Genomic DNA, 25,782 nt, shown 5'->3' on the forward strand with positions numbered 1-25,782 from the left:
CCCTCCCGGAAGGCCGCCCCGCCCGTGCCCTCACCTCGCCTCGAACAGACCCTGCTGCCCCGGCCCACCCGGGTCGTCGCCCGCTCCGGCCACTTCCCCCTCGACACCGCCACCGGCATCCGCACCACCCGCGGCGCCGAGGACGCGGCCGACCTGCTGCGCACCCTCCTCACCCCCGCCACCGGCCTGCCCCTGCCCTCCTCGCCCACCGGCACGATCACGCTCGCCGTCGACCCGGGACTCGCCGGCCTCGGCCGGGAAGGGTACGGGCTGACCGTCTCGCCGCACTCCGTCCTGCTCCGCGCCGCCCGCCCCACGGGTCTGCTCCGCGGCGTGCAGACCCTCCGCCAGCTCCTGCCGCCCGAGGCGCTCGCTGCGGTGCCCGCCGTCCGCCGCGAGCGCTGGGAACTGCCCTGCACCGAGATCACCGATGTGCCCCGGCACGACTGGCGAGGCCTGATGATCGACGTCGCACGGCACTTCCACGACGCCGCCACCCTGCGCCGCCATGTCGACCTGCTGGCCCTGCACAAGCTCAACGTCCTCCACCTCCACCTCACCGACGACCAGGGCTGGCGGATGCCCGTCCCCTCCCTCCCCCGCCTCACCTCGGTCGGCGCCCACCGGGCCGAGTCGATGGTCGGCCCCGACGGCTCCACCCGCTTCGACGGCCGTCCGCACGGCGGTGCGTACACCCGCGCCGAACTCGTCGATCTGGTCGGCTACGCGGCGCGGCGCGGGGTGTCCGTGGTGCCGGAGACCGGGTTGCCCGGCCATGTCCGCGCCGCCCTCGCCGCCTATCCCCACCTCGGCAACTTCCCCGAGCGGGCCCTCGACGTATGGACCCGGTGGGGGGTCTGCGACACCGTCCTCGGCGTCCACGACGAAGCCCTGGACTTCCTCCACGCCGTCCTCGGCGAGGTCATGGAGGTCTTCCCCTCGCCCTACGTCCACCTCGGCGGGGACGAGTGCCCGACCACCGAGTGGGAGCACAGCCCCGTCGCCCGCGCCCGCGCCGCCGCGGAGGGGCTGCGCTCCCCGGCGGCCCTGCACGGCTGGCTCCTGGGCCGGGCGGGCTCGTATCTGATGGAGCACGGCCGCCGCCCCGTCACCTGGGCCGAGCACGGCACCCGCCTCCCGCCGGGGTTCACGGTGATGAGCTGGCGCGAACCGGCCCACGCGGCCGACGCGCTGCGCCGCGGCCACGACGTCGTCCTCACCCACCACCGCACCACCTACCTCGACTACGCCCAGGACGACGCCCCGGACGGTCCGCCCGCCCAGCCCGGCCTCCTCGTCGACCTGCGCACCGTCCACGCCGGCGATCCCGAACCGGTCGCCCCCGACACCGGCAGCGGCCGGGTCCTCGGTACCCAGGCGCAGCTCTGGACCGAGTTCGCCCCCACGGCGGCGGATCTCGACCGCCTCGCCTACCCCCGGCTGTGCGCACTGGCCGACCGGGCCTGGAGCGGCCCCACCTCCTGGCCGGACTTCGCCACCAGGCTGGGCGCGCACACCTCCCGGCTGGACGTCCTCGGTGTCCGCCGTCACCCCGCCCCGACCGCGCCACGGACCGCCGCGGCGCCCGACAGTACAGCGTCCTCCGCATGAGCCGACTCGACCTCCCCGAAGAGAGGACACCACTGTGACCAGCAACGGAACCCGACCGGCCGGACGGCGCCGCGGTCGTCTGCGCGCCGCCGCCGCGGCCGCCGCCGTCACCGCGCTCGGCGCCACCGCGCTCGCCGCCCTGCCCGGTACCGCCAGTGCCGCGGGCGGGCTGACGGTGCAGTACCGCACCAGCGCCACCGGTGCCACCGCCGACCAGAGCGAGCCCTGGTTCAAGGTGCGGAACACCGGAGCCACCGCCCTGCCGCTCGTCGAGGTCAAGCTCCGCTACTACTTCAAGGCCGACTCGGCCGGCGCCGCCTACCGCTTCGGCTGCTCCTGGGCCGTCAAGGGCTGCGCCAACATCACCGGCACCTTCGGCACCCTCGCCCACCCCACGGCCACCGCCGACCGCTACCTGGAGATCGGCTTCACCGCGGGCGCCGGCACGCTCGCCCCGGGCGCCGACACCGGCGACCTGCAACTGCGCTTCTACCAGTCCACCTGGCAGAGCCTGCGGCAGAGCGACGACTACTCCTTCAACGCCGCCCAGACCGCCTACGGTGACTGGGCCAACGTCACCGCCACCCGCGCCGGCACCCTCGTCTGGGGCAACGCCCCCGCCGGCAACACCCCCACCGACCCGCCGACCACCCCGCCGCCCGGCGGCTCCGGCACCCTCTGGGACGACTTCGGCTACACCTCGTACAGCGACCCGAGGATCTCGGCCAACGGCTGGTCGGTCCGCGCCAACTCCGGTGGCCCCGGCGTCCCCGGCGCCACCTGGGACCCGTCCAACGTCACCTTCGCGAACAGCGGCGGCAACACCGTCATGACCCTGGAGACCTCGACCAACGGCACGGCCGCCGGCACCGAGCAGACCGAAGTGCTCACCAAGGCCACCAAGTTCAGGAACGGCACCTACGCGGCCCGTGTGCGGTTCAACGACGCCCCCGCCTCGGGCCCCGACGGCGACCACCTGGTGCAGACCTTCTTCACCATCAACGACCTCAAGGCACCGATGGCCGACGACTACGCCGAGTACGACTTCGAGTACCTCCCCAACGGCGGCTGGGGCGAGCCGTCCAACATCCTCTACACCACCTCCTGGGAGACCTACAACCCCGACCCGTGGCAGGCGGTCAACCAGCACACCGAGGACCGCCGCAGCTACGCGGGCTGGCACGACCTGGTCCTGACCATCGACGACAGCACCATCAAGTACTACGTCGACGGACAGCCGTTCGGCACCCACGACGCCGCCTACCTGCCGGAACGCCCCATGTCGATCAACTTCAACCAGTGGCTGATCGACCTCGCCGGCCAGACGTCGACCACCCCCCGGGCCTATCAGCAGCAGGTCGACCACGTCCTGCACGTCAAGGACCAGGTCCTCACCCCCGCCCAGGTCAGCGCCAAGATCGCGGCCTACCGGTCGGCGGGCACCACCTTCGAGGACAGCGTCCCCACCCCGTAGTACGCCCTGCGCACCTGCCCGGGAGCGGGCCCCCGCTCCCGGGCGTCACGCCTTGTTCCGGCCCTCGGGCCGGCGGCCGGGCCGATTCCGGTCCAGGGCGCCGGGAAGCACGGGCTCAGTCCAGGGTCTGGGCGGCGTACAGGGCGCCGAGCGCCGCGGCCAGGGTGCCGAGCAGGAGGCGCAGGGCCCGTTCCGGCATGCGGGGCTGGAGGCGGGCGCCGAGGTAGCCGCCGATCAGCCCGCCGGTGCCGCAGGCCAGGCCGAGCCACCAGTCGGGAGCGACGTCTGCGGTGGTCACGAGCGAGAGCGACGCGTAGGTGGCGGCGCCGACGAGGGAGGTGGTGAACGTGGCGGCGAGCGCGGCCGGGGCGACGCGTGCGACGGGCAGACCGCGTCCGACGAGGACCGGTCCGAGTATCGAGCCGCCGCCGATGCCGTAGATACCGCCGACCACGCCGACCGCCAGGGCCAGGCCGGTGAGCGTACGGGGGGCCAACTCGCCCGTGCGCCGCGGCCGGTGGCGTGCCGGGGCGAGGGTGCGCAGGCACAGCCACAGGCCGAGCGGCAGCAGCAGGGCGGCGATCAGGAGCCGGAAGACGTCCGGGCCGGGGAGGGCGAGGACGCGGACCGCGGCCCCGGCCACGACGCCGGGCAGGGTGCCGAGCACCAGGCGCCGGGCGAGGCCGCCGCGCAGGGCGCCGTCGCGGCGGTAGCGCCACAGGGCTCCGGGTCCGGCGATGACGTTGAACAGCAGGTTGGTCGGGGTGACCGCGGGGTTGGGCACCCCGAAGACGCTCATCTGGACGGGGAGGAGGAACACCGCGCCGGACACTCCGACCGGGGCCGTGACGGTCGCGATCAGCAGACCGGCGGCCAGCCCCGCCACCAGCGTCCAGTCCACCGTCGCCCCCGCTCGTCGATAGCCCGGCCAGTATCGCTCCCCCGGGGTGGTGGTGGGGGGCGGCCCGCGACCCGCCCGTCCCGCCCCGGCCGGGCTCAGGCCGGCTTGCGCCAGACGGAGATGTGCTTCGTGGAGTCCTGGGTGAACGGCGTCCAGTCCCAGTCCGCGACGCGGCGCTCCAGTTCGAGTCCGGCGATCCGGGCCATCAGGTCGAGCTCCGCCGGCCAGGCGTACCGGTGCCGGGAGTCGCCGCGGCGGTAGTGGCCCTCGGCGCCCTCGCGGGTGAAGTGGTGCGAGACGAGGATCTGCTCCACCAGGTCGAAGGTGTCGAAGCCGAGATGCCGCTCGGAGACGTCGAACGGCACCGCGACCTGGCCGGGCGGCAGCAGCCGCAGCGGCGGCACGCCCAGTTCGATGACGAATCGGCCGCCGGGTTCCAGATGGCGTGCGGCGTTGCGGAAGCACTCGACCTGCTCGTCCTGGGTGAGCAGGTTCGTGATGGTGTTGTAGACGAGGTAGACCAGGGAGAACTCGCCGGGGACCACGGTGGTGGCCATGTCTCCGATGGTCACCGGGAGCGCGCTCTCGTCGATCTTGCGCCGCAGCACCGCCGCCATGTGCTCGGACAGTTCGATGCCCACGACCGGCACGCCGCGTTCCCGCAGCGGGACGCCCACGCGTCCGGTGCCGATGGCGAACTCCAGCGCCCGGCCGTCCCCGGCGAGCCCGGCGAGGAAGTCGAGGGTCGGGCCGAGCACGGCGGCCGAGGACAGCTCGGTCTCCTCGGCGTCGTAGCGGTCGGCGGTCGCGCGGGTCCACAGTTCACTGCTCGTCACGGACGGCCACTCTGCCGAGCACCTCAGGCGCTGTCGACCGATTTTCCCGGCCCCCGCTTACCGGTCCCTCACTTCACGCTCATGTGCAGACGCAGGACGAGTCCCCGGGCCGCCGCCCGGATCTCGACCAGGTCGCAGAGCTGATGCATGATCCACACGCCCCGTCCGCCGGTCGGCGCGTACGGGTCGGGGCGGCGCCGGCCGGTCAGGGGATCGGCCAGCCGGCCGCGGTCGCTGATCTCCGCGACGATCTCGCCGTCGGCCCGCCACATGCGCAGGCGGCCCCGGCCGCCACCGTGGCGTACCGAGTTGCCGGTCGCCTCGCCGATCGCGAGGAGCCAGTCCGTGCGGCGTTCCGGCGACAGGCCGGCGGCCGCCGCCCAGTGGTCGGCGTCGTCGCGCACCCGCGCCAGGTCGTCCCCGCCGAACGCGATGACGACGGCGTCGTGCGGCTCGGGCAGGGGTACGTCGCAGTCGCGGGAGACCTCGTGGGGATCGGTGTAGCCGGAGCTGGCCCGGTAGGCCGTCGAGTCGCCGACGACCGGATGGGTGCGGTACGCCTGCGCCAGTACGTCTTCGGGCAGCGCGGTGTCGTAGGGACACAGGATGCTCAGGCTGCGGCCCTCGAAGGCCAGGTTGATCAGCGCCTCGTGCCGCGTGGCCTCCCAGCTCTCCGCCGGGGTGCGCCCGACCCAGATGGGCTCCCCGACGATCGACACCGGCTTCGGGCGGTCGGCGAACTCCTGGAGCATGGACAGAATGCGCCCCGGATTGCGTCCCGCCCGGGTCATGTCCGTCCACGCGATGCGCCCGTGCTCGCCGTCGAAGACCTCCTTCAGCAGCTTCAGGCGGGAGCCGGGCACGGCCACCAGCACGTCCTGTCCGTCCTCCAGGGCGCCGCGGACGAAGCTCCCGACACCGTCGAGGTACTCCTCCTCGGTGGAGTAGAAGAGGGCGGGGTGGAAGAAGGGGGCGAGCCGGTCGTGGCTGTCGCTCATGAGCGAGTCCGTCGTCATCGGTCGAGGACCTCCACCACGGAGCCGAACTCGGGAAACAGGTCCAGCAGCCGCCGCAGGGACGGCGGGGCGTGCCGGACGCCCAGTGGGCCGCCGGCCGGCCGGCCGGCGGCCGCGGCCGCCAGGGCGGCCAGGGAAGCGGCGTCCAGATGGCGCAGTTCCGCGAGGTCCAGTTCCACCCGTGGTGCCGGCATGCCTCGGACGGCGGCGGCCGCGGCGGCGACGACATCCCGTGTGTCGTACCCCGCCGATCCGGATATCCGCAGGCCGGGGCGGTCGGTCAGCGGCGTCACCCGCAGCGCCGGCCGGCCGACCGGACCGCCCCGGCTGACCGGATGGGCACCGGCCAGGACGTCCACGCAGTCGTCGGGGAGCAGTCGCCGGTCGTAGAAGCACCAGGCGGTCAGGGGCAGTCGCTCGAAGACTTCCTGGTGTATGCGCAGCTCGTACTCCAGGAGCCGGTCGGCGCCGGCGATGTCCCGAGCGCCCCAGGACATCTCGCCGATCGCCCGGAGCCCTCCGTAGCCCCGGGCCGTGGCCGACTGGACCGCCTCGTACCACAGCCCGATCATCGCGTCCGGGTCGAAGCCGGTGCCGGCCAGGTACGTCCGTGTCGCGGTGGACACGGAGAGCTGCCCCCGTTTCACGGCGGCCGTCGCGTCGATGCCCGCCTCGGTGAGGGTGCGCAGTACCCGCTCGGGTTCCGTGCTGTCCGCGAAGTACGCGATCTCCTCGCCCTGGTCGAGCCCGTCACGGACGAAGGCGCAGAGGTGACCGGCCCACTCCTGGTCGTCGGCGAAGACCACGCTCGAGTGGTGCCCCGCCGCCGGCCTCCGCTCGGCGGAGACCGGTGCTTCCGGCATTCTCACCACGCTGACTCCGCCCCGCTTCCCGGAAATGACGTCTTCCATGGAAACACACGGAACGGGTGTCGCCGTTCCCCCTCCCCGTCCCCGCCCGGCGTCACCGCCGCCGCCTGCGGCGTGCGCTACAGGCCATGGACGGTGGTGAGGTCGCTCAGTCCGGAGATCGTCAGCACGGGGGCCAGGAGCGGCGTGGCCACCAGTTCCACCTGGTCGGCGTGGGCGAACAGGACGTTGAGTCCGGCGCTGTCCAGGTATTCGACCCCGGTGAGGTCGAGCAGGACCGGGCCGTGCGCGGCGTCCAGTGCCTCGGCGAGGACGTCCGTGTTGGTCATGTCGATCTCGCCGACGGCGGTGAGCAGCAGGGTGCCGTCGGACCGCAGGTCCGGGGTCAGGGTCAGTGGGGTGGTCATCACGCGATCCTCGTGTGCATCTGGACGGTGGTGCCGGCGGCGCCGGAGGTGACGGTGACGTGCTGCATCATCGCTTTCATCAGGGTCATGCCGCGGCCGCGGTGCGCGTTGGCCTCGGGTTGCGGTGTCTTCCACTGTCCGGTGTCGGTGATGACCAGGCGCAGGTCGTCCACGTACGCCTCGGCGCGCAGCCGTACGATCTCCCCCGGGCTGTGGCGGTGGCCGTGCTCGATGGCGTTGGCACAGGCTTCCCCGGCCGCGACGAGCACGTTCTGCGCGGTCTGCGGGGGGAGCTGGCACCGTTCCAGCCAGGTCCGCAGGGCCTGCCGGACCGGCGCGAGCTGTGAGGATTCGGCGGGGAAGGCCACCTCCAGGGGTGCGGGGTGCCGGTAGAGCAGCAGGGCGACGTCGTCGTCGTAGCCGTTCTCGGGCGCCAGCCGGGACATGACCTGGGTGGCGAGGTCGTCGACGGCGGCTTCCCGGCCCTCGTGGACGGCTTCGCCGGCCTGGTCGATGCCCACGCTCAGCGGGCGCCGGCGGCGCTCGACGAGACCGTCGGTGTACAGCAGCAGCGTGGCCCGCGCCGGTATCGTGCACTTCCCCTCGGGGCGTGCCCTGCCGGGCCGCACCGCCAGGGGCACGGACCGGCCCTCCTCCAGCAGGCGGGTGGTGCCGTCGTGGTGCACGAGGATGCCCGGCGGGTGTCCGGCGCTGGAGTAGGTCAGCCCGCCGGTGTCGGGGTCGAGCACACCGCAGAAGACGGTGGTGCACAGCGCGCCGGAGATGCCGGCGGCGAAGCGGTCCAGGGCCATGAGGGTCTGGGCGGGGCTGGCGTCCTGCAGCAGCAGCGCGCGGCAGGCACTGCGCAGTTGGCCCATGACGCTGGCCGCTTCCAGCCCGCGGCCGACGCAGTCCCCGACCACGATGCCGATCCGTCCGTCGGGCAGCGCGACCGTGTCGTACCAGTCACCGCCGACCTCCAGCGGCCGGGTGGCCGGCTCGTAGCGGACGGCGAAGCCGTCGGGCAGGTCGGAGGGGCCGAGGATGGCCCGCTGCAGGGCGATGGCGGTCTCGCGCTGCTGGTCGATCTGGTGGACCCGGACCAGGCCCTGGGCCAGGTGCCCGGCCAGCAGCGACAGCAGCAGTTGGTCCTCGTGCGTGAACGGCCGGCCGGTACCGAGGTCCACCCACAGCACCATCGGGCCGTCGGGGTGCTCCACGGCGATGCCCGCGCTGGTGTGGTCGGTGACCGGGGTCAGCAGGGGCCGATCCCGCAGGGCGGTGAGCGCCTCGCGCCGGTCGGCGGGCAGTTCCCGCCAGTGCGGCGCGGCGTCCGTGCCGGTCACTACGGGTTCCGCGTGATGGCCGAAGACGGCGGCCAGGACCTGCCGGGCGCGCCACAGTTCCTTCAGCTCGTTCAGGGCGCCGGTCAGGGCCTCCGGCACGCTGGTGGCCTGGGACACCTTGAGGCTGAGCGCCGCCAGGGCGCTGTCCCGCTGGACCATGTAGTGCTCGGCGGTGACGTCCCGGAAGGTGCCGACGACCACGCGGTGCCCGGTGTCGGGGTCCTGGGCGTGGTTGAAGGCGACGTCGACCCACAGCCGGTGGCCGTCCCGGTGCGCGACGGGGATCGTGAAGCGGCCGTGCCCCTCCTCCAGCAGGCCGGCGAAGGCGCGGGCGACCTGCTGGTGGCCCTCGGGATCGCTGTCGGCCCCCGGCCACCAGGGGTGGGTCGGCCGGTAGGGCAGGTCCTCGGGGCCGAACCCGAGGATGTCGGTGAACGCCGCGTTGATCTCCACGACCGCGCCCTGCTCGTCGCAGACGAAGAACGCCTCCTGGAGGGATTCGACCAGCGCGGTGCGCCAGCGGGCGTGGTGGGTGCGCAGCCGGGACAGCTCCACGGTGGCCCGCACCCGGGCCAGCAGTTCGGCCGCCGCGAAGGGCTTGACGAGGTAGTCGTCCGCGCCGGCCTGCAGCCCGTCGATGGAGGCTTCCTGCCCGGCCCGCGCGGACAGCAGCATCACCGGTACGGCCGCGGTGCGCGGGTCGCCGCGCAGCTCCCGCACCAGGGTCAGGCCGTCCATGCGGGGCATCATGACGTCGCTGACCAGGAGGTCGGGCGCCTCCACGCGCACGGACCGCAGGGCCTCGTGCCCGTCGGTGACCGCCTCCACCTGATAGCCGGCGCCGCGCAGGATGCGGGAGAGGTACTCCCGCATGTCGGCGTTGTCGTCGGCGATCAGCACCCGGGCCGGCACCGCGGGACCGGAGGTGTAGGACGCGTCGCCCGTCTCCGGTGCCACGGTCGCCTCCGTGGCGGAGGTGCCGGTGGGCAGCCAGCGCAGCGCCTCCAGGACGTACGGCTCGGCGGTGGCCGAGGGCGCGGCGGCGGAGGCGGCGGGCGCCAGGGCGTCGGCCGGCAGGTGCTCGGTGCCGAAGGGCAGGCGGACGGTGAAGCGGGTGCCCTCGCCCAGCGTGCTGACGGCGGTGATGGTGCCGCCGTGCAGGCCGACGAGTTCCTTGACCAGGGCCAGGCCGATGCCGCTGCCCTCGTTGGAGCGCGAACGGGCGGTCTCGATGCGGTGGAAGCGTTCGAAGAGCCGGGGCATCTCCTCGGCGGGCACGCCGATGCCGGTGTCGGCGACCGTGACCACGGCGTGGCCGTCCTCGGTGTGGACCGAGACGCGGATGGAGCCCTCGAAGGTGAACTTCAGCGCGTTGCTGAGCAGGTTGAGGACGACCTTCTCCCACATGCTCCGGTCGATGTGCACCGGTTCTTCCAGCGCGGGGCAGTCGACGTCGAAGGCGAGACCGGCCTTGTCCACGGCCGAGCGGAAGACGCTGGCCAGTTCGGCGGTGACCGCCGGGAGGTCGACCGGCTCGTAGCGGGCCTGCATCCGGCCCGCCTCGATGCGGGAGAAGTCCAGCAGGCTGTTGACGAGCTTGCCGAGCCGGAGGCTGTTGCGGTGGATCGTGTCGAGTTCGTCGGTCACCCGGGGGTCGCCCCCGTCGAACCGGGTGCGCAGCTCCTCGACCGGTCCCATGATCAGCGTGAGCGGGGTGCGGAACTCGTGGCTGATGTTGGAGAAGAACGCGGTCTTCGCCCGGTCCAGCTCCGCGAGTTCCTCGGCCCGGCGCTGCTGGGCCTCGTAGCTGCGCGCGCTGGAGATGCCGGCGGCGATGTGTCCGGCGACCAGTTCGACGAAGCCGCGGTATCCCGGGTCCAGGTCCCGGTACCGGTTCAGCCCGGCCACCAGGAAGCCGTAGGGTGCGCCGCCCTGTTGCAGCAGCGGTACCACCAGGGCCTGGGAGGGCGTCTCCGGCCACTCCCCGGTGGGCAGGGCGGTGAACTCCTCGCCCTCCAGGGGCACCAGGGCGGACTCGCCCCGGGCCAGGGCGGCGGCCGGCCAGGGCGCGGCCGCGGCGCCGGGCGGCAGGACGGCGGGCGCGGCGGGGTGCTCGCCGGACAGGCCGGCGGAGGCCGCTAGGCGCGCGGTGCCGTCCGGTTCGAACAGGTACGTCAGGGTGAAGGGGAGGTCGCGCAGGTTGCGGCCGAGCTGATGCGCGGCGAAGGCCAGCATCTCCTCCTCGGTCCGCACCACGCTGGGGTCCGATCCGAGGTCCCGCAGCGTGGTCATGCGCCGTCCGCCGATGACCCGCTCGGTCTCCTCGCTCACCACGCAGAGCATGCCGACGACCGCGCCGGAGTCGTCCCGCAGCGGGCTGTAGGAGAAGGTGTGGTACGTCTCCTCCGGATAGCCCGAGCGCTTCAGGAACAGCAGCAGCGCCTCGTCCCAGGTGGCCTCGCCGGTGCGCAGCACCGTGTCGATGCGGGGACCGATGTCGTCCCAGATCTCCGCCCACACCTCGCCGGCCGGCCGGCCCAGGGCCCAGGGGTACTTCTGCCCGAGGGTGTCCCGGCGGTAGGCGGCGTTGCAGAAGAACGTCAGGTCGGGTCCCCACGCCATCCACATGGAGAACCGCGAGGACAGCAGGATGCTCACCGCCGTGCGCAGGCTCTGCGGCCAGCTCTCCGGCGGTCCGAGGGGGGTCGCGGCCCAGTCGACCGCGGCGAGATCCTTGCCGATCTCCGGGTCGACGGCGAACACGTCGGCCACCGCGGTCGGCGGACGGCGCTCAGCGTCTGCAGATCCTGCCACAGGAAACCCTTTCCTCCACACCGCCCAGCCCCACGGCCGCCACGTCGACCGCACCGTTTCCGACACCGTCCCGGCCCTCCGGGAACGGGCGGCCTCACCGCACCGGCCGACGCCGGGCGGCACGTCCCTCGCCTCGGGTAGCGTGACCGTCCCCGACTTGCGCAAACGACCGCTTCGTAGGATAGACGGACCGTCCGGGGGCATCAGCATCGGGCACGGATGCGCCGTTCATGCAGGAGGCCGCAGGCTATGACATCGAGAGCGCCGGCACGTCTCCTCACCCTGGCGTGCGACGGGGACAGACGCCCGGCCCCGGCCCGCGAGTATCCGGTCGCGGACGCCTCGCCCAGTCCCGCCCTGGACCGGATCGCCGCCCTGGCGGCCCGGATCTTCGGCGCCACGATGGCCGGTGTGGCGATCGGCGGCCCCGCCCGCCCGCGGCTCATCGCGTCCCACGGCCTCGGGCACGCGATCGAGACGATCCGCCGCACGGGCTTCCCGGCCCCGGACGTCCCGCAGCCGGACCCGTACGTGGTCGCCGACGCCCGCACCGATCCCCGTACCGCGGACCACCCCCTGGTACGCGGCGGCCTCGGCGTCCGGTTCTACGCCGCCGCGCCGATCACCACCCCGGAGGGACAGTTCCTGGGCACCGTCAGCGTGCTGGACACCCGCCCGGGGCGGCCGAGCGGCGACCAGCTCGACGCCCTGCGGGACCTGGCGGCGCTGGCCATGGAGGAACTCGACCTGCGGCTGTCCGCCGTGCGCACGGTCGCCGCCGAACGGGCCCGCCGCGCCGACGCCGAGCGTCTGGCCCGCACCTTGCAGCGGACCCTGCTGCCCCCGACGTTGCCCTCGGTGCCCGGTCTGCACTCGGCCGCCGCCTATCACACCGCCTCCCCGGACGAGGTGGGCGGCGACTTCTACGACCTGTTCCCCCTGGACAACGGGTGCTGGGGACTGTTCATCGGCGACGTGTGCGGCAAGGGCGCCGACGCCGCGGCCCTCACCTCCCTCACCCGCTACACCCTGCGCGCCGCCGCGATATACGACCCCGACCCGTGCGCCGTGCTGGCCAACCTCGACACGGTCCTCAAGGGGGAGCAGCAGGACGGCGGCCCGCGTCACTGCACCGCCCTGTTCGGGGTGCTGGAGCCGACGGCCGGCGGCACCTTCACCGTCACGCTGGCCGGCGGGGGCCATCCCCCGGCGCTCGCCGTCCGCGCGGACGGTACGGTGGAGCCGATCTCCACGATCGGCGGACAGCTCATCGGTCTGCTGCCCGAGCCGCGTTTCGTCCGGACCACCACCCGCCTCGCTCCCGGTGAGGCGTTGTTGCTGTACACGGACGGTCTCGTCGAGGCCCGCACACCCGACGGCGGCATGCTCGGCGAGGAACGCCTCGCCCGGCATCTCGCGGCCGCCGGCGCCTCGTCGGCCGACCGGTTGCTGCACACTGTGAGCGCACTTCTCGGCAGCCTGGGGCCGGGTGTCGACGACGACACAGCGCTGCTCGCCCTGTCCGTACCCGTACCGCCTGCATCATCTCTTCAGGAGAACCGGTGACCCAGCCCACCCTGACCGTCGAACAGAAGATCCACGAGGCGGGTCCCGTCGTACTGACGGTGACCGGTGAACTCGACCATCACACCGCGCCCCAGCTCTCCCAGGCGCTGAACCACGCCCCCCTCGCCGACGGCAGCCCCCTGGTGATCGACCTCACCGGCCTCGCCTACTGCGACTCCACCGGCATCACCGTGCTCGTCACCGCCTATCACCGCGCCCAGTCCACCGGCTCCTCCCTCAGCCTGGCCGGTCTCAGCCACGATCTCACCCGGGTCTTCCAGACCGTCGGCCTCGATCAGGTGTTCACCTTGCACCCCACCCTCGACGACGCCCTCGCCGCGCTGCGCCCCTGAGCCGGACGCCGGGAGGCGGGCACCGCCCGCTGCGTCTCCGGTCACCATGGGCGCCGCCGCCGTCCTGGCCGGGGCACGGGAGCACCTGGCGGGCACGGTCACCCGGACGCTGGTCACCGGTGTCCGCCCGCACGCGCACGTCGCCCGCGACCACCTCACCGGGGACCTCGTCCCCGGTGGGGGCGGCTGAGCGGCGGGCCGGCGGCCGGCCCGGCGCGGTGTCCCCCCGGTCCGCTCACCCGCGTCCGACGCCGAGGGTGAGGAGGTCCTCGCCGACGACGAGCTTGCCGGAGTACCCCTTCTGCGCGGCCTTCCAGCGGCGGGCCGGATTGGTCGCCGGGACCAGGTGGTTGAGGACCAACTGCCGTACTCCGGCCGGTTCGGCGACGTCCCGTCCGACCTGGTCGATGGTGGTGTGGCTGGTGAGCAGGTGCTCGCGCATCGCCTCACGCCGGGAGGCGGGCAGGGCGGCCGCGAGCTGGTCGACGAAGCGCGGGTCGATCACCTCGTGGACCAGCACGTCGGCGTCCCGGGCCAGTTCGATCAGGTTGGCGCTGACGCGGGTGTCGCCGGAGAAGACGACCGAGCCGTCGGGGGTGTCGAAGCGGAAGGCGAAGGCCGGGGCGGTCGGGGCGTGGTCGACCAGGGTGGCGGTGACCCGGACGTCCCCGTCCTCCCACACCCGCAGCGGTGACTCCAGCCGCGGCGGCTTCCCGGCCGGGTCGACGCTCCAGACGCCGCCCAGATCGATGTCGTGTACGGAGAACAGGTCGTCGGGGCGGGTGAAGCCGCTCTCTCTGGCCCGGCCGTTGAAGTCGGTGGCGAACGCCTGCCCGAGGTAGCCGGTCATCGCGGTGAGGCCCGGGGTGGGCCGCTCCGGGTTGAAGACGGCGGGTGCGGGCGCGCCGGGTGGGAAGACGGCGGGCAGTACGCCGCGGTCGCCGGGCCCGAAGACGTGGATCGGCTCGGCGCCGCGGCCGACGATGTTCGCGGGGCCGGTGGCGAACAGCGCGGGCCAATCCGCGACATGGTCGCTGTGCAGGTGGGTCAGGAAGATGCCGCGCACCGGTGTCAGGGCCGACCCCAGCCCGTCGCCGGCGCCGAGTCCGCTCTGCACCAGCCGGTGCATCGCGCCGTGTCCCAGGTCGACGAGGTAGACCCGGTCCCCGTACACGACCGCGCTGGAGACGCCGCAGCGTCCGCCGTCGAGCCAGGCCGGGCCGCCCGCCGTGCCCAGCAGCACCAGGCGGGTGCGGTGGCGGCGGGCGGCGGCGGTCGCCGGGCCGGTGGCGGCCAGGGGCAGCAGCGCGCCGGCCGCCGTGGCCGCGCCCAGCGTCTTGAGGAGGTGGCGCCGGCCGGGCCCCTCGGCGGGCGCGGACTGCTGGACGAGGTGGTTCAGAACATGGCACACGGGTGTGTTGCTCCCAGGGAAGGCGTGAGGTGTCCGACGCGGAGGTCTCGGTGGTGGCCCGTCAGACCTCGGGCACCGCCACGGCGGCCGGTGCGGGCGCGGGGTCGCCGGCCGCGGGCCGCGCCCCGGGACCGTGGCGGCGCTGGTGCGTCAGCAGCCCGAGGAACCCGGCGAGGAAGCCGCTGACCAGCCCGGAGATGGCGTGGTTGGCGGCATTGACCCCGGCGCTGGAGGGCACCCCGACGGCCAGATAGTTGACCAGGGCGCTCATCACCGCGCCGATGACACCACCGATCGCGCCGCTGACGACCGAGGCGCGCGCCGCGGACGGCCGGGCGGGGGAAGCGGGCCTGCCGCGACCCGGCACCGGGGCTTCGATACCGAGAACGCGGTCCAGTGCGAGCGGCCCCGGCCCGGCCAGCAGCACGACGAGGAACGTCGCCACCATCATCAGCGGGAACTCGATCCCCGCCCCGCTCGCCGCCCCCTCCTGGGGGGTCATGAACCCGGTGTCCCCGTTGACCAGTGCCATCGCCGCACACAGGTGGACGGTCAGCAGCAGCGCGGTCAGCCGGGACAGCAGCCCGAGGACGAGGAAGGCCCCGCCGGCGGTCTCCCCGACGGCGACCGCCCATGCCGTCACGGTCGGCACCGGCACACTCATGCCGTCGAGGAACGCGCCGAATCCGGCCGGTCCGTCGATCAGTTTGTCGAGGCCGTGGACCAGCATCACGGCCCCGGCGGCGAGCCGCGCGACCGCCTGCGCCACGGGCGGGAACCGATGGGCCGGGGCGACGCCGATGACGCGCCTCAGGCTGTCCGACCGGTAAGCGGGCATGGCGGACTCCTCTCCCACAGGTGACAGGTGCGTACGTCACCGCCGTCCCGGCAGTTCGACGGACATGGGTGTGCCCTGGCGGACCCGACCGCGTATCCCCGCGGCGGCGCGGGCTGATGACGTATGCGTCACTGTGCGGTGCGGGTCGGCGCAGCGGAATCCCCTGGCTCATCGAAAGTGCTGATGGCGCACATCCACGGTGTGGATGGGGTGCGGCTGGGGACCGTGCGGGCCCCGCCCCGCTCCCGTTCGCGGGGTCGGTGGTCGGTGGTCGGTGGCTCAGGGGCGGGGGTCGGTGCGTGTCCACCTCGGGCGCGCATCGCCGCCCCGGTGTCCGGCCACGGAGGCGCAGCGGTGGCACACCCGCTGCACGCGGTCGGCCGCACCGCCCGACTCGGGGAAGATGTCGGACCAGCCGACGTGCGGGAAGCGGACGAGGCGTGAACGGCTCAGCGAGAGTCCGCACACGGTCTCGTTGCGGCCCGGCTGCCAGGCGTGGACCTCACCGGCGGGCAGCCTGCGGCGGCCCTCCTCCTCGTCGGTCCACTGGCCGGAGGCGGCGACGAAGTACTGCTTGCGTTTCACGGCTGCGACCACCTGACGATCCTGGTTCCCGTGCCCGTCCGCACGGGCCTGCCCACCGGTCGGGCCGGCGTCCCAGGTCGGCGGCCCGTGGTCGCCGAGTGCCGCGGGAGGCACTTCTCACACGTCGGCGGGGTGACATCGCGGTGTGCTCCGGGGTTCTGCCGCGATGCCGGGGGGCACATGCCGTCGGGTGGGCGACGCGCGTGGGCCCGTCCGGCGCAGTCGTGATGGCAGGGTGGCCGGGCTCCGGTGAGGGTGGGGTGTGCCCGGCCGTTTCGCCGGTCCGTCCCCCTCGCTGAAGGAGCGCGGTCATGTCAGAGCGCAACACCCTCATCCGCAGCCTGCACGATCTGGGCCTGGCCGCGTGGTTCGGCGGCTCGCTCATGGGCGCGGTCGGCCTCAACGGCGCCGCCCGGGACGAGGGCGGCACGCCGTCCGCCGCGGACCGGATCTCCGCGAACGGGTGGGCGAAGTGGACGCCCGTCAACGCCGCCGCGATCGGCGCCCACCTGTTCGGCGGCGGCGGACTGCTCGCCGTGAACGCCCACCGCGTCGCCACCCAGCGGGGCGTGGCCGCCTCCACCACCGCCAAGACCCTCGTCACCGCCGCCGCCCTGGCCGCCACCGCGTACACCCGCGTCCTGGGCAAGAAGATCGAACTCGCCTCCTCCACCGACCCCGCCGACGCGGAGAAGGCACAGCAGCACCCCATCGACCGCGACAAGGCGCGACGGCAACTGGCCTGTGCCCAGTGGGCGGTCCCGGCCCTGACCGGATGCCTGGTCGTCCTGAACGCCCTGCACGGCGAACAGCAGCGCCCGGCCGAGCAGATCCCCGGCATGTGGCAGCGGGCCCGCTCCATGACCGGCCTGGCGCACTGATCCGGGCCCACGTCACCGGAGGGTCCCGACCGGGGGCGGTGTTCCGGCCGTCGGCTGATGAGGTGGCCGACGGCCGGGTACCCACCGGCCATGGCTGAAGTGGTTCAAGCAGGTCTGTGGGGACTGGTGGCGGGTTCGGCGCTACTGCTCGGGGCGGTGGCGGGATTCGGGCTGCGGGTGCCGCAGAAGGTGATCGCGACGGTGATGGCCTTCGGGGCCGGGGTGCTGCTGTCGGCGGTCAGTTTCGAGCTGGTCGGCGAGGCGTACGAGCAGGGCGGGCTGGCCCCCGCGGCGATCGGCACGCTGACCGGTGCCGTGGCCTACACCGCGGGCAACATGTGGCTGGCCCGGCGCGGCGCCCGGCACCGCAAACGCTCCGGGCACCATCCGGGCCGGTCGCAGCCCTCCGAGGCGCAGCAGAGCGGTTCGGGTCTCGCGATGGCCTTCGGGGCGCTGCTCGACGGTGTGCCGGAGTCGGCGGTCATCGGGGTGAGTCTGCTCGACGGCGGGGCGGTGAGCCTGGTGACCGTGGCGGCGGTGTTCATCAGCAACGTGCCCGAAGGGCTGTCCAGTTCGGCCGGCATGAAGCAGGCGGGCCGCGGCAAGGCGTACGTCTTCGGGGTGTGGGGTGCCATCGCCGCGGCCAGCACCCTGTCGGCGGTCCTCGGTTACACGGTGGTCGGCGGCTTCTCCCCCGCGGTGATCGCCGCGGTGACCGCCGTGGCGGCCGGGGCGATCCTCGCGATGGTCGCCGACACGATGATTCCCGAGGCGTTCGAGGACGCGCACCTGGCCATCGGGCTGGTCACGGTCGGCGGCTTCCTGGTCTCCTTCGCCCTCTCCCATTCCTGACGCACGGGCGCGCACCGGCCGGGACGGTCAGCTCCGACGCGAGCCGAGCGGCCCCGGCAGTTCCAGGTGCCCTCCCCGGAACCGGCTGCGCAGCGCACGGTCATGGGTGACCAGCACGATCGCACCCGCGTACCCGGTCAGGGCCTCCTGCACTTCCTCGACCAGCGCGGGTGACAGGTGGTTCGTCGGCTCGTCGAGCAGCAGCAGATCCGCGGGCTCCGCGACCAGCCGCGCCAGATCCACGCGGCGGCGCTGTCCGTACGACAGCTCGCCCATGCGCAGGCGCAGCTCCGCCGGCCGGAAGAGGCCGAGGCCCAGCAGGGCGTCGGCGTGCTCGTCGGCACCGCCCACGCGGCCCAGCGCGAACGCCTCGGCGACCGTCAGGTCCGGCGGCCAGGGTGTCTCGTCCTGGCGCAGGTGGCCCACCCGGCCCGGCACCCGCACCGATCCCGCGTCCGGCCTCAGCTCACCGGCGAGCACCTTCAGCAGCGTCGACTTGCCGACGCCGTTGGCGCCGGTGACGAGCAGCCGGCCCCCGCGGCCCAGGACGAGGGAGGGCAGACGCAGGCGGCCTGCCACCCGCACGTCCGTCAGTCGCACCGCCGGGACGGTCTCGTCCGTGTCGGTGGCGCCGGCCGTGCTCACGCGCGCCGTGAAGGCCAGCGGCTCCGGCGGCGGCGCCACCGGGTTCGCGGTCAGCCGCTCGGCCCGTTCACGGGCGTTGCGGATGCGGGCCATCGCGCCGTGCGCCCGGCCGCGGGCCCGGAAGCCGCCGTGGCCGAAGTTGGCCCGCGGCGCCTTGCGCGGGATGGCGGTGAGGCGGGCGGCGTGGCCGGTGGCCAGCTTCTCGTTGCGGGCCAGCTCGGCCCGCCATGCCTGGTGTTCCTGGAGCCGGCGGTGGCGCTCCGCCGCCTTCGCCGTGCGGTAGCCGGGGTAGCCGTCACCGTAGCGGGTGACCTTTCCCGCCTCGGCCTCCAGAATCGTGGTGGTCAGCGTCTCCAGGAAGACGCGGTCGTGGGTGACCGCGAGCACCGTGCCGCTGTGCGCCCGCAGTTGGGCCTCCAGCCACTGCACGGCCTGATCGTCCAGGTCGTTCGTCGGCTCGTCCAGCAGCAGCAGTTCCGGGCGGCCGGCGAGGACGGCGGCCAGGGCGAGACGGGAGCGTTCGCCTCCGGAGAGGGTGCCGAGCCGGCGCTCGCGCCGGAGCGCCGGCAGGCCGAGGTGGTGCAGCGCGATGTCCACCCGGTGGTCGGCGTCGTAGCCGCCCCGGGCCTCGTAGCGCCCGAGGAGTACGGCGTACGCGGCGAGCGCCGCCGGGTCCTCGCCGTCACCGAGCGCCCGCTCGGCCCGGCGCAGTTCCGCCTCGAGGGCCCGCAGGTCCGCGAGGGCCAGGTCGACGGCGTCCTGCACGGTGGCGGTCGGGGGCAGGGGGATGGTCTGCGGCAGGTAGCCGACACCGCCGGCGGCACTCACCGTCACCTCGCCGCTGTCGGGGCGCTCCTGTCCCGCGACGAGTCTGAGGAGGGTGGACTTGCCGGCGCCGTTGTCACCGATCAGCCCGGCCTTCTCGCCCGGCTTCAGCGTGAAGGAGACCTGGTCCAGGACGGTGTGGCCGGGGTAGCGCTTGGTGACGTGGCAGAGGGTGAGCTGTGAGGTGTGCAAGGGAACGCGTCCCTCCTGGCCCCGGGTCTCGACCCGGGCCGGATCGGGGTGGATGGCTGCACGGCGAGGCGCGGCGACGGCGGAGCGGTGCTCGACGCGGTCGGCGCCGGTCGTCTCACAGAGAACCCATGCGGAGGACGGTACGGCACGGTGAGCCCGATGGCAAGACGATACGTCTCGCCTCACTTATCAGTCGCTCCGGGAACCCGACTGGGAGATCCATCTGCGGGGCTCTGGGACCCCTCAGAGATTCACCGGTTCGTATGGATATGCGCCCTCGATCGTGTGTCTGCACCCGAGTCGGAGAAACGACTGGTATCCGCCGCGCCGAGACGCGGCGCGGCATGGACCACCATGGGAGCCGGACATGGCCACATCCCAGCAGCAACTGCCCGACGACGTCGCCGAGGCCCTCAGGGACCTCCTCAACGAGGTCGCCAACGCCCGCCCCGACCAACAGGTCACCGAGAGCATGGTCGACAACGCGCAGAAGGCCAAGGGGGGTCTGGTGGGCAGTTCGCTCATTCCCGGTCTGATCTAGCAGGAGAGCCGCCGGCATGTTCGACTTCCGCGTAATGGGCGAGATCTGAACGTGCATCAGGCCGAGGAAGGGCCCGGTCCGCGATCGCGGCCGGGCCCGCACCGTGTGAGCCGGTCTCCGCCGGCCGCGCCCCGACCCCCTGGAGAAAGGGCGCAGCCGCACCTGTTCCGTTGCGCGGCGGCGGAGGTAACCTGCCGGGTGGCCCGCCGGCCTGTCGCGCTCATGACACACTTCAGCCGATGCTGTACGGGGCGGGCCCGGCAGGCCCCCAGGCTCCGGGCCCGGTGCGCAGGCCGCGAGGAAGCATCCGCACCCCCCACAAGGAGTCCGCATGGCCCCCTCGATCAGCCGCCGTCGCCTGCTGGCCGCCGGCACGGGCGCCGCCGCCGGCCTGTCCCTGCCCGGCGTCGCCGCGTCCGCCGACGACCGCGCGGCCACCAGCGTGCGCTTCACCCTGAACGCGCGAGTGCTCGACGGCGGCGAACAGGTCACCTCGGTCACCCTCAGGACCGCCCGGCTCGGCCCGGTCGACCCGGCCGGCCTGACCACCGGCACCTTCGGCGTGCACGCGAGAGCCACCAGCCCGATACCCGTCGGCGACGCCGGCCGGAACGTGTACGACCTCGACCGCGAGGTGACCGCCGTCCGGCTCGACCGCCACGGCGACATCGTGCTCGAACTCGGTTATGCCGAGGGCCGGCCCGGGGGCGCCACGCTCGGCTACCTCGGTGACCGGGGCCGCAACGTGCTGCTCGACCTGGACTACACCCTCACTCAGCACGCCCCGATCACCCTGCGCGGCCACCGGTCGGTGGTCATCGACGACTTCGTCCAGGACCCCCGGCTGTCCGACCCCGAGGTGGACGCGTTCAGCTCCCACGTCTCCGGTTCGGGAATGAAGTACCGGCTCTACGCGCCCGCCGGCGCGCACTCCGCCCGCGGGCGCCGGCATCCGCTGATCGTCTGGCTGCACGGCGGCGGTGAGGGCGCCTCGCTGCCCGACGGCTACTACGACAACGAGACCACGCTGCGCGCCAACCGCGGCGCGCTCGGCTTCGCCACCCCCCAGGCGCAGCGCGTCTTCGGCGGCGCCTACGTCCTCGTCCCGCAGAGCACCTCGTACTGGATGCAGGACGGCCCCCGCTTCGCCCCCCTCATCCACGAGATCATCGACGACGTGACGCGCGGGCACCGCGTCGACCGGGACCGGATCTATGTCGCCGGGTGCAGCAACGGCGGCTACATGAGCATGAAGATGACCGCCGTGTATCCCACCCTGTTCGCCGCGTCCGTGCCGATATGCGGCATCGTCACGTCGTTCCCGCCCGGGGGCGCGCCGCTGATCCCCGACGACGAGCTGGCGCGGATCAGCACGCCGAGCTGGCTCGTCGCCTCCCGCGACGACACCACCGTGGACACCGAGGCCAACACCGTGCACGCGCACGACGTGATCCCCGGCTCGCTGATGACGCTCTACGACCACGTCGTCCGGAACGGCTACCGGTTCCCCGGCCACTTCTCATGGATCTACGTCGCCCGCAACGATCCCCGCATCGACGGCACCCGCGTCTGGCAGTGGATGGCCGCCCAGCACCGGCACTGACCGGCCCGCGACGAGGGGTCGGTTGCCGGCGTCCCCGAGGTCGAGCACGATCCTGCCCACCGCCGCGCCCGTGCGCAGCCGCTCCACCGCTTCGCCGAGCGCGTCCGTCCCGTACCGCTCGTACGGCAGTGACAGCGCACCCGAGGACAGGTCCGGCAGCAGGCGCAGCACCTCGGGGGCGACCTCCTCGCCGCGGGAGATCATGTTCACGGGCAGCAGGGAGACGTCGGCGAGGAAGAAGTCCGCGAGGGCCGCCGGCCGTGTCGATCAGTACGTCGGCCTTGCCGCCGATCGCCTCCTCGGAGAGGTCGGCGGCGAGCAGGGCCTTGGCGACCGCGGGTACGTGGGGCAGCTTCGCGGGCCGCCCGACCGCGCCGACGACCTCGGCGCCGACGCCCGCCGCGAGCTGCACGGCCATGGCGCCGACCGCACCTGAGGCCTCGGTGCCCAGCACCCGCTCCCCCGGCCGTACCCGGGCGATCGTGCGCCGGCATCCAGGTGCCGCCGGACCGTAACAGCTCGGTCAGGCGGGACCGGTCCTCGTTCTGCCCGCCCGCTCCGCCGGTGCCGGTCCGGCCCGGACCCGCCGCACGAGTCCGCTGGTCGGACCGTGAACCCGGCGGCTTTGCGGCGGACCAGCGGCAGGTCCTCCGGACGGCGGCCGCCCGTATCGCCCCGCAGTTCCCTTGTCGGGTATCTGTACGAGAGTCGACGCGCCGGTGTACGGTCCGGGCCGACGCCTTTTGGGAGCGCTCCCAAAGGGATTCCGCTTCGTCGAGGAGAGATGCTGTGAAACGCATGCTGGCGTTACTGGCGACCTGCGCCACCGCCCTGGGCCTCACGACACTGGCCGCTCCCCAGGCCGTTGCCGCCACCGGCTGCAAGGTGGACTACACCGTCACCAGCCAGTGGTCGGGCGGCTTCCAGGCCGGGGTGAAGATCACCAATCTGGGCGATCCCGTCAGTGGCTGGACGCTGAAGTTCACCCTGCCGGACTCGGGACAGAAGCTCACCCAGGGCTGGAACGCCACCTGGTCCCAGTCCGGCTCCACGGTCTCCGCCACCAACGTCGACTGGAACCGCACCCTGTCCACCGGCGGTACCACCGACCTGGGCTTCACGGGCACGTTCACCGGCTCCAACCCCAAGCCCGGGGCGTTCACGCTCAACGGGGTGACCTGTACCGGTGAGATCGGCGGCGAGCAGCCGCCCGACCCCGACCCGGGCAACTCGACCCCCGTCGGCATCAACGGGCAGCTCCACGTCTGCGGCGTGAACCTGTGCAACCAGTACAACCGCCCGATCCAGCTCCGGGGCATGAGCACGCACGGCATCCAGTGGTTCAGCAAGTGCTACAACAACGCGTCCCTGGACGCGCTGGCGAAGGACTGGAAGTCGGACCTGCTCCGCATCGCCATGTACGTGCAGGAGCAGGGCTACGAGACGGACCCGGCCGGCTTCACCAGCCGGGTGAACAGCTACGTCGACATGGCCGAGGCCCGCGGGATGTACGCCCTGATCGACTTCCACACCCTGACGCCGGGCGACCCGAACTACAACATCGACCGCGCCAAGACGTTCTTCGCCTCCGTCGCCGCCCGCAACGCCGCCAAGAAGAACGTCATCTACGAGATCGCCAACGAGCCCAACGGCGTGAGCTGGTCGGCCATCAAGAACTACGCCGAGCAGGTCATCCCGGTGATCCGGGCCGCCGACCCGGACGCCGTCATCATCGTCGGCACCCGCGGCTGGTCCTCGCTGGGCGTCTCGGACGGCTCCAACGAGACCGAGATCGTCAACAACCCGGTCAACGCCACCAACATCATGTACGCGTTCCACTTCTACGCGGCGAGCCACAAGGACAACTACCGCGCCACGGTGAGCCGGGCGGCCTCGAAGCTCCCGCTGTTCGTCACCGAGTTCGGCACGGTGACCGCCACCGGCGGCGGGACGCTGGACCGGACGAGCACCACGGCCTGGCTGGACCTGCTCGACCAGTTGAAGATCAGCTACGCCAACTGGACGTACTCCGACGCCAACGAGAGCAGCGCCGCCCTCAAGCCCGGCACCTGCAACGGCAGCGACTACAGCAGCAGCGGCGTGCTGACCGAGTCCGGGGCGCTGCTCAAGAGCCGCATCAGCACCCCCGACAGCTTCCCCACCTCCTGACCGACGCCCCACCGCGGACTGGGAGCGCTCCCGAAAACGGGGCGCTCCCGTACGCGCACACCCTCGCGCGACGTCCCCGCTCCGCGGCCGGGCGACGGCCTCGTGTCACCTCAGGTGTCGGGCGAAGAACTGGGCCGCCGCATCGCCCGCGTACCGCGGTACGCCGGTGTGTCCGCCCATGTTGGCGTGCAGCGTCTTCTCCCGGGAGCCGAAGGCGTCGAACAGGTCCAGGGCCGCCTGCCGGTCGTTGCCCTCGTCGTCCCACTGCAGCAGGACGTGCAGCGGGACGGTGACCCGGCGGGCCTCCTCGAAGCTGGCGCGAGGGACGAAACTCCCGGCGAACAGCACCGCGGCCGAGATGCGCGGCTCGACCACCGCCAGCCGGGTCCCGAGGGAGATCACTCCGCCCGAGTACCCGACCGGGCCGCCGATCTCGGGAAGGGCCAGGAGGGCGTCCAGGGCGGCCCGCCATTCCGGGGCCGACTCGTCGACCAGGGGCAGGACGAGGGCGTCGATGATCTCGTCGCTGACCGGCTCGCCCGCTTCCAGGGCCCGGCGCAGGTCGGCGGCGGCCCGCTCGGTGCCGGGCCGGCGGGGCCGGTCGCCCTTTCCGGGCAGCTCGATGGTGGCCGCGGCGAAACCGTCCGCCGCGGACTGCCGGGCGCGGGCCGCCAGCCGGGCGTAGACCTTGGGCAGCCCGAGAGGAGGGGGGCTGAGCAGGATCAACGGCACCGGTGCGGTGGCGGACGCGGGCGTCCACAGGAAACCGGGGATGCCGTCGAGGGTGAACGCGCGCTCGAGGACGGTGTCGTCGAGCCGTCGTTCGGAGGTGAACCGCATGGTCGTGCCTTTCGGGGAGTACCAGGGAACGGCGCTCCCGGACGACCTATCGCCCGACCGTGACCCCGGAGGGGAGCACCCATGTCGATACGTTCACGGGTACCACCTCCTCGCTCTCTCGCACGGCCTCCGGCAAGGTAGCAGTGACCGCCGCGGTTCCGCCAACGGGTTTTCGCGCGGGCCCGGTGGCCGGGCGCCTCCGCCCGTCCGAGGGAACCCCGGAGCCGGCCGCGGGGCGGAGGGAAGCCGGTTCCGGGGTGGTGCGGGTTCCTCGCGGGAGGGCTACTTGACCGCGCCGGCGGTGACGCCGCGGGTGAGGGAGCGCTGGAAGACGAGGAAGAAGACGACCATCGGGACGACACCGAGGAGGGCGGCGGCGCTCATGGCGGTGGGGTCGCTGGTGTACTGGCCCTGCATGACGGACAGGCCGAGGGGGACGGTCTGGTTGTCGTTGGAGATCAGCAGGACGAGTGGGTAGAGGAACTCGTTCCAGCTCCAGACGAAGAAGAACACGCACATCACCGACAGGGTGGGCCAGCTCATGGGCAGGATGATCCGCCACAGGATGGTCCAGCGGCCGGCGCCGTCGAGGGAGGCGGCCTCGATGAGTTCGCGGGGAAAGCTGCTGAAGACGGAGGACAGCAGGTAGGTGCCGAAGGCGCTGTAGGTGATGCCGACGAGGACGGTGTAGCCGAGTTTGCCGTCGTACAGGCCCAGCTCTTTGAACAGGTAGTAGATGGGGTAGACGAGGCCCTCCTGCGGCAGGACGTTGACGCCGAGGAAGAAGACGAGGAAGGCGGTGCGCCAGCGGACGCGCCCGATGCCGATGGCGTAGGCGTTGAAGAGGGCCAGGACGACGGCTATGAGGACGACGCCGAGGCTGATCTGGACGCTGTTGACGAGTTTCTGGGTGAAGTCGACGCGTTCCCAGACGTCGGTGACGATGTCCCAGTTCCAGTGTTCGGGCCAGGACAGGGAGCCGTTGGCGCGGTAGTCGGCGCTGGTCTTGAAGGAGTTGAGCAGGATGATCGCGAAGGGCGCGAGGAAGGCCAGGACGAAGACGGTGACCGCGGCCACCACGGCGTAGGAGCCAGCGCCGCGCCTGCCGGGCGTCCCCTTCCCATGGTCCCGTCGGGTGGGAGTGCGGCCGGGGGTGTCCGGCTTCCGGACGGGCGGCGCGCTGGGGGTGGTCGTGTCGGTGGTCATG

General features: G+C 73.0%; 24 protein-coding genes. 11 read left to right on the plus strand and 13 right to left on the minus strand.

Annotated features, from left to right (window positions below; genetic code table 11):
- Window positions 1–24: 24 nt before the first annotated feature.
- Window positions 25–1,611, plus strand: coding sequence for a beta-N-acetylhexosaminidase (locus ACFY32_RS25570; protein ID WP_359197959.1), 1,587 nt, complete (start codon window positions 25–27; stop codon window positions 1,609–1,611).
- A 34-nt stretch (window positions 1,612–1,645) separates the two neighbouring features.
- Window positions 1,646–3,085 carry a cellulose binding domain-containing protein gene (locus ACFY32_RS25575; protein ID WP_390675365.1) on the plus strand — a complete coding sequence of 480 codons (1,440 nt, stop codon included), beginning with the start codon at window positions 1,646–1,648 and terminating at the stop codon, window positions 3,083–3,085.
- 115 nt (window positions 3,086–3,200) lie between these two features.
- Here the strand turns inward: ACFY32_RS25575 and ACFY32_RS25580 are convergent, their stop codons facing one another.
- From ACFY32_RS25580 to ACFY32_RS25605, 6 genes are all read right to left on the minus strand, one after another.
- The gene (locus tag ACFY32_RS25580) at window positions 3,201–3,986 is read right to left on the minus strand and encodes a sulfite exporter TauE/SafE family protein (RefSeq protein WP_359197953.1); all 786 of its coding nucleotides are present in this window, start codon (window positions 3,984–3,986) and stop codon (window positions 3,201–3,203) included.
- Window positions 3,987–4,081: 95 nt separating this feature from the next.
- Window positions 4,082–4,822 (minus strand): class I SAM-dependent methyltransferase, encoded by a 741-nt coding sequence (locus tag ACFY32_RS25585; protein ID WP_359197950.1) that lies wholly within the window; start codon window positions 4,820–4,822, stop codon window positions 4,082–4,084.
- A 68-nt stretch (window positions 4,823–4,890) separates the two neighbouring features.
- Window positions 4,891–5,820, minus strand: coding sequence for an anti-sigma factor RsbA family regulatory protein (locus ACFY32_RS25590; RefSeq protein WP_390675366.1), 930 nt, complete (start codon window positions 5,818–5,820; stop codon window positions 4,891–4,893).
- A 14-nt stretch (window positions 5,821–5,834) separates the two neighbouring features.
- The gene (locus tag ACFY32_RS25595) at window positions 5,835–6,701 is read right to left on the minus strand and encodes an MEDS domain-containing protein (protein WP_390675367.1); all 867 of its coding nucleotides are present in this window, start codon (window positions 6,699–6,701) and stop codon (window positions 5,835–5,837) included.
- Window positions 6,702–6,826: 125 nt separating this feature from the next.
- The gene (locus ACFY32_RS25600; protein ID WP_359197941.1) at window positions 6,827–7,114 is read right to left on the minus strand and encodes an STAS domain-containing protein; all 288 of its coding nucleotides are present in this window, start codon (window positions 7,112–7,114) and stop codon (window positions 6,827–6,829) included.
- Window positions 7,114–11,088 (minus strand): SpoIIE family protein phosphatase, encoded by a 3,975-nt coding sequence (locus ACFY32_RS25605; protein WP_390675381.1) that lies wholly within the window; start codon window positions 11,086–11,088, stop codon window positions 7,114–7,116. Before ACFY32_RS25605 ends, ACFY32_RS25600 begins: the two co-directional genes overlap by 1 nt.
- A 435-nt stretch (window positions 11,089–11,523) precedes the next feature.
- On the opposite strand from ACFY32_RS25605, the gene ACFY32_RS25610 reads away from it, so the two are divergent.
- From ACFY32_RS25610 to ACFY32_RS25620, 3 genes are read left to right on the plus strand one after another with little or no spacing between them, the layout of a single operon-like run.
- On the plus strand, window positions 11,524–12,840 hold the full coding sequence (locus tag ACFY32_RS25610) for a GAF domain-containing SpoIIE family protein phosphatase (RefSeq protein ID WP_359197938.1): 1,317 nt from the start codon (window positions 11,524–11,526) through the stop codon (window positions 12,838–12,840).
- Entirely contained in the window at window positions 12,837–13,193 is a 357-nt protein-coding gene (locus ACFY32_RS25615) for an STAS domain-containing protein (protein ID WP_359197935.1), read from the plus strand. The genes ACFY32_RS25610 and ACFY32_RS25615 overlap by 4 nt, the downstream gene beginning before the upstream one ends.
- A 46-nt stretch (window positions 13,194–13,239) precedes the next feature.
- Window positions 13,240–13,383, plus strand: a complete 144-nt coding sequence (locus ACFY32_RS25620; protein ID WP_390675368.1) for a hypothetical protein — start codon at window positions 13,240–13,242, stop codon at window positions 13,381–13,383.
- A 45-nt stretch (window positions 13,384–13,428) separates the two neighbouring features.
- Here ACFY32_RS25620 and ACFY32_RS25625 read toward each other — a convergent pair whose 3' ends face one another.
- The 3 genes from ACFY32_RS25625 to ACFY32_RS25635 all read right to left on the minus strand — a co-directional run bounded on the left by ACFY32_RS25625 (window position 13,429) and on the right by ACFY32_RS25635 (window position 16,027).
- Window positions 13,429–14,604 (minus strand): MBL fold metallo-hydrolase, encoded by a 1,176-nt coding sequence (locus tag ACFY32_RS25625; RefSeq protein WP_390675369.1) that lies wholly within the window; start codon window positions 14,602–14,604, stop codon window positions 13,429–13,431.
- Window positions 14,605–14,665: 61 nt separating this feature from the next.
- On the minus strand, window positions 14,666–15,442 hold the full coding sequence (locus tag ACFY32_RS25630; protein ID WP_359197925.1) for a DoxX family protein: 777 nt from the start codon (window positions 15,440–15,442) through the stop codon (window positions 14,666–14,668).
- A 279-nt stretch (window positions 15,443–15,721) separates the two neighbouring features.
- Complete coding sequence (locus tag ACFY32_RS25635) at window positions 15,722–16,027, minus strand: hypothetical protein (RefSeq protein WP_359197922.1); 306 nt, start codon at window positions 16,025–16,027, stop codon at window positions 15,722–15,724.
- 311 nt (window positions 16,028–16,338) lie between these two features.
- On the opposite strand from ACFY32_RS25635, the gene ACFY32_RS25640 reads away from it, so the two are divergent.
- Both ACFY32_RS25640 and ACFY32_RS25645 read left to right on the plus strand, forming a co-directional pair.
- Window positions 16,339–16,908: a hypothetical protein gene (locus tag ACFY32_RS25640; protein ID WP_359197919.1), complete on the plus strand. Its 570-nt coding sequence runs from the start codon at window positions 16,339–16,341 to the stop codon at window positions 16,906–16,908.
- Window positions 16,909–16,998: 90 nt separating this feature from the next.
- The gene (locus ACFY32_RS25645) at window positions 16,999–17,760 is read left to right on the plus strand and encodes a ZIP family zinc transporter (protein WP_359197916.1); all 762 of its coding nucleotides are present in this window, start codon (window positions 16,999–17,001) and stop codon (window positions 17,758–17,760) included.
- Window positions 17,761–17,787: 27 nt separating this feature from the next.
- Here the strand turns inward: ACFY32_RS25645 and ACFY32_RS25650 are convergent, their stop codons facing one another.
- Window positions 17,788–19,422, minus strand: a complete 1,635-nt coding sequence (locus ACFY32_RS25650; protein ID WP_359197913.1) for a TlrC/CarA/OleB/SrmB family ABC-F type ribosomal protection protein — start codon at window positions 19,420–19,422, stop codon at window positions 17,788–17,790.
- 367 nt (window positions 19,423–19,789) lie between these two features.
- Here ACFY32_RS25650 and ACFY32_RS25655 point away from each other — a divergent pair, with 367 nt between their 5' ends.
- Both ACFY32_RS25655 and ACFY32_RS25660 read left to right on the plus strand, forming a co-directional pair.
- On the plus strand, window positions 19,790–19,963 hold the full coding sequence (locus tag ACFY32_RS25655; RefSeq protein ID WP_359197910.1) for a hypothetical protein: 174 nt from the start codon (window positions 19,790–19,792) through the stop codon (window positions 19,961–19,963).
- Window positions 19,964–20,294: 331 nt separating this feature from the next.
- A complete protein-coding gene (locus tag ACFY32_RS25660) occupies window positions 20,295–21,566 on the plus strand; it encodes a PHB depolymerase family esterase (RefSeq protein WP_390675370.1) in 1,272 nt (423 codons plus the stop codon).
- On the opposite strand, the gene ACFY32_RS25665 is transcribed toward ACFY32_RS25660, so the two are convergent.
- Window positions 21,483–21,776: a hypothetical protein gene (locus ACFY32_RS25665; RefSeq protein WP_390675371.1), complete on the minus strand. Its 294-nt coding sequence runs from the start codon at window positions 21,774–21,776 to the stop codon at window positions 21,483–21,485. The two genes, ACFY32_RS25660 and ACFY32_RS25665, sit on opposite strands and share 84 nt — an antisense overlap.
- Here ACFY32_RS25665 and ACFY32_RS25670 point away from each other — a divergent pair.
- Window positions 21,769–22,002, plus strand: coding sequence for a hypothetical protein (locus ACFY32_RS25670; protein ID WP_390675372.1), 234 nt, complete (start codon window positions 21,769–21,771; stop codon window positions 22,000–22,002). The two genes, ACFY32_RS25665 and ACFY32_RS25670, sit on opposite strands and share 8 nt — an antisense overlap.
- Window positions 22,003–22,355: 353 nt before the next feature.
- Window positions 22,356–23,735: a cellulase family glycosylhydrolase gene (locus tag ACFY32_RS25675; RefSeq protein WP_390675373.1), complete on the plus strand. Its 1,380-nt coding sequence runs from the start codon at window positions 22,356–22,358 to the stop codon at window positions 23,733–23,735.
- 105 nt (window positions 23,736–23,840) lie between these two features.
- Here ACFY32_RS25675 and ACFY32_RS25680 read toward each other — a convergent pair whose 3' ends face one another.
- Both ACFY32_RS25680 and ACFY32_RS25685 read right to left on the minus strand, forming a co-directional pair.
- Window positions 23,841–24,575 (minus strand): alpha/beta hydrolase, encoded by a 735-nt coding sequence (locus tag ACFY32_RS25680; protein WP_359197901.1) that lies wholly within the window; start codon window positions 24,573–24,575, stop codon window positions 23,841–23,843.
- 282 nt (window positions 24,576–24,857) lie between these two features.
- Window positions 24,858–25,781, minus strand: coding sequence for a carbohydrate ABC transporter permease (locus ACFY32_RS25685; RefSeq protein WP_359197898.1), 924 nt, complete (start codon window positions 25,779–25,781; stop codon window positions 24,858–24,860).
- Window position 25,782 lies beyond the last annotated feature (1 nt).

Origin of the sequence: Streptomyces sp. NPDC000134, assembly GCF_042899225.1 — a bacterium.
In the GTDB taxonomy this organism is placed as follows: Bacteria; Actinomycetota; Actinomycetes; order Streptomycetales; family Streptomycetaceae; genus Streptomyces.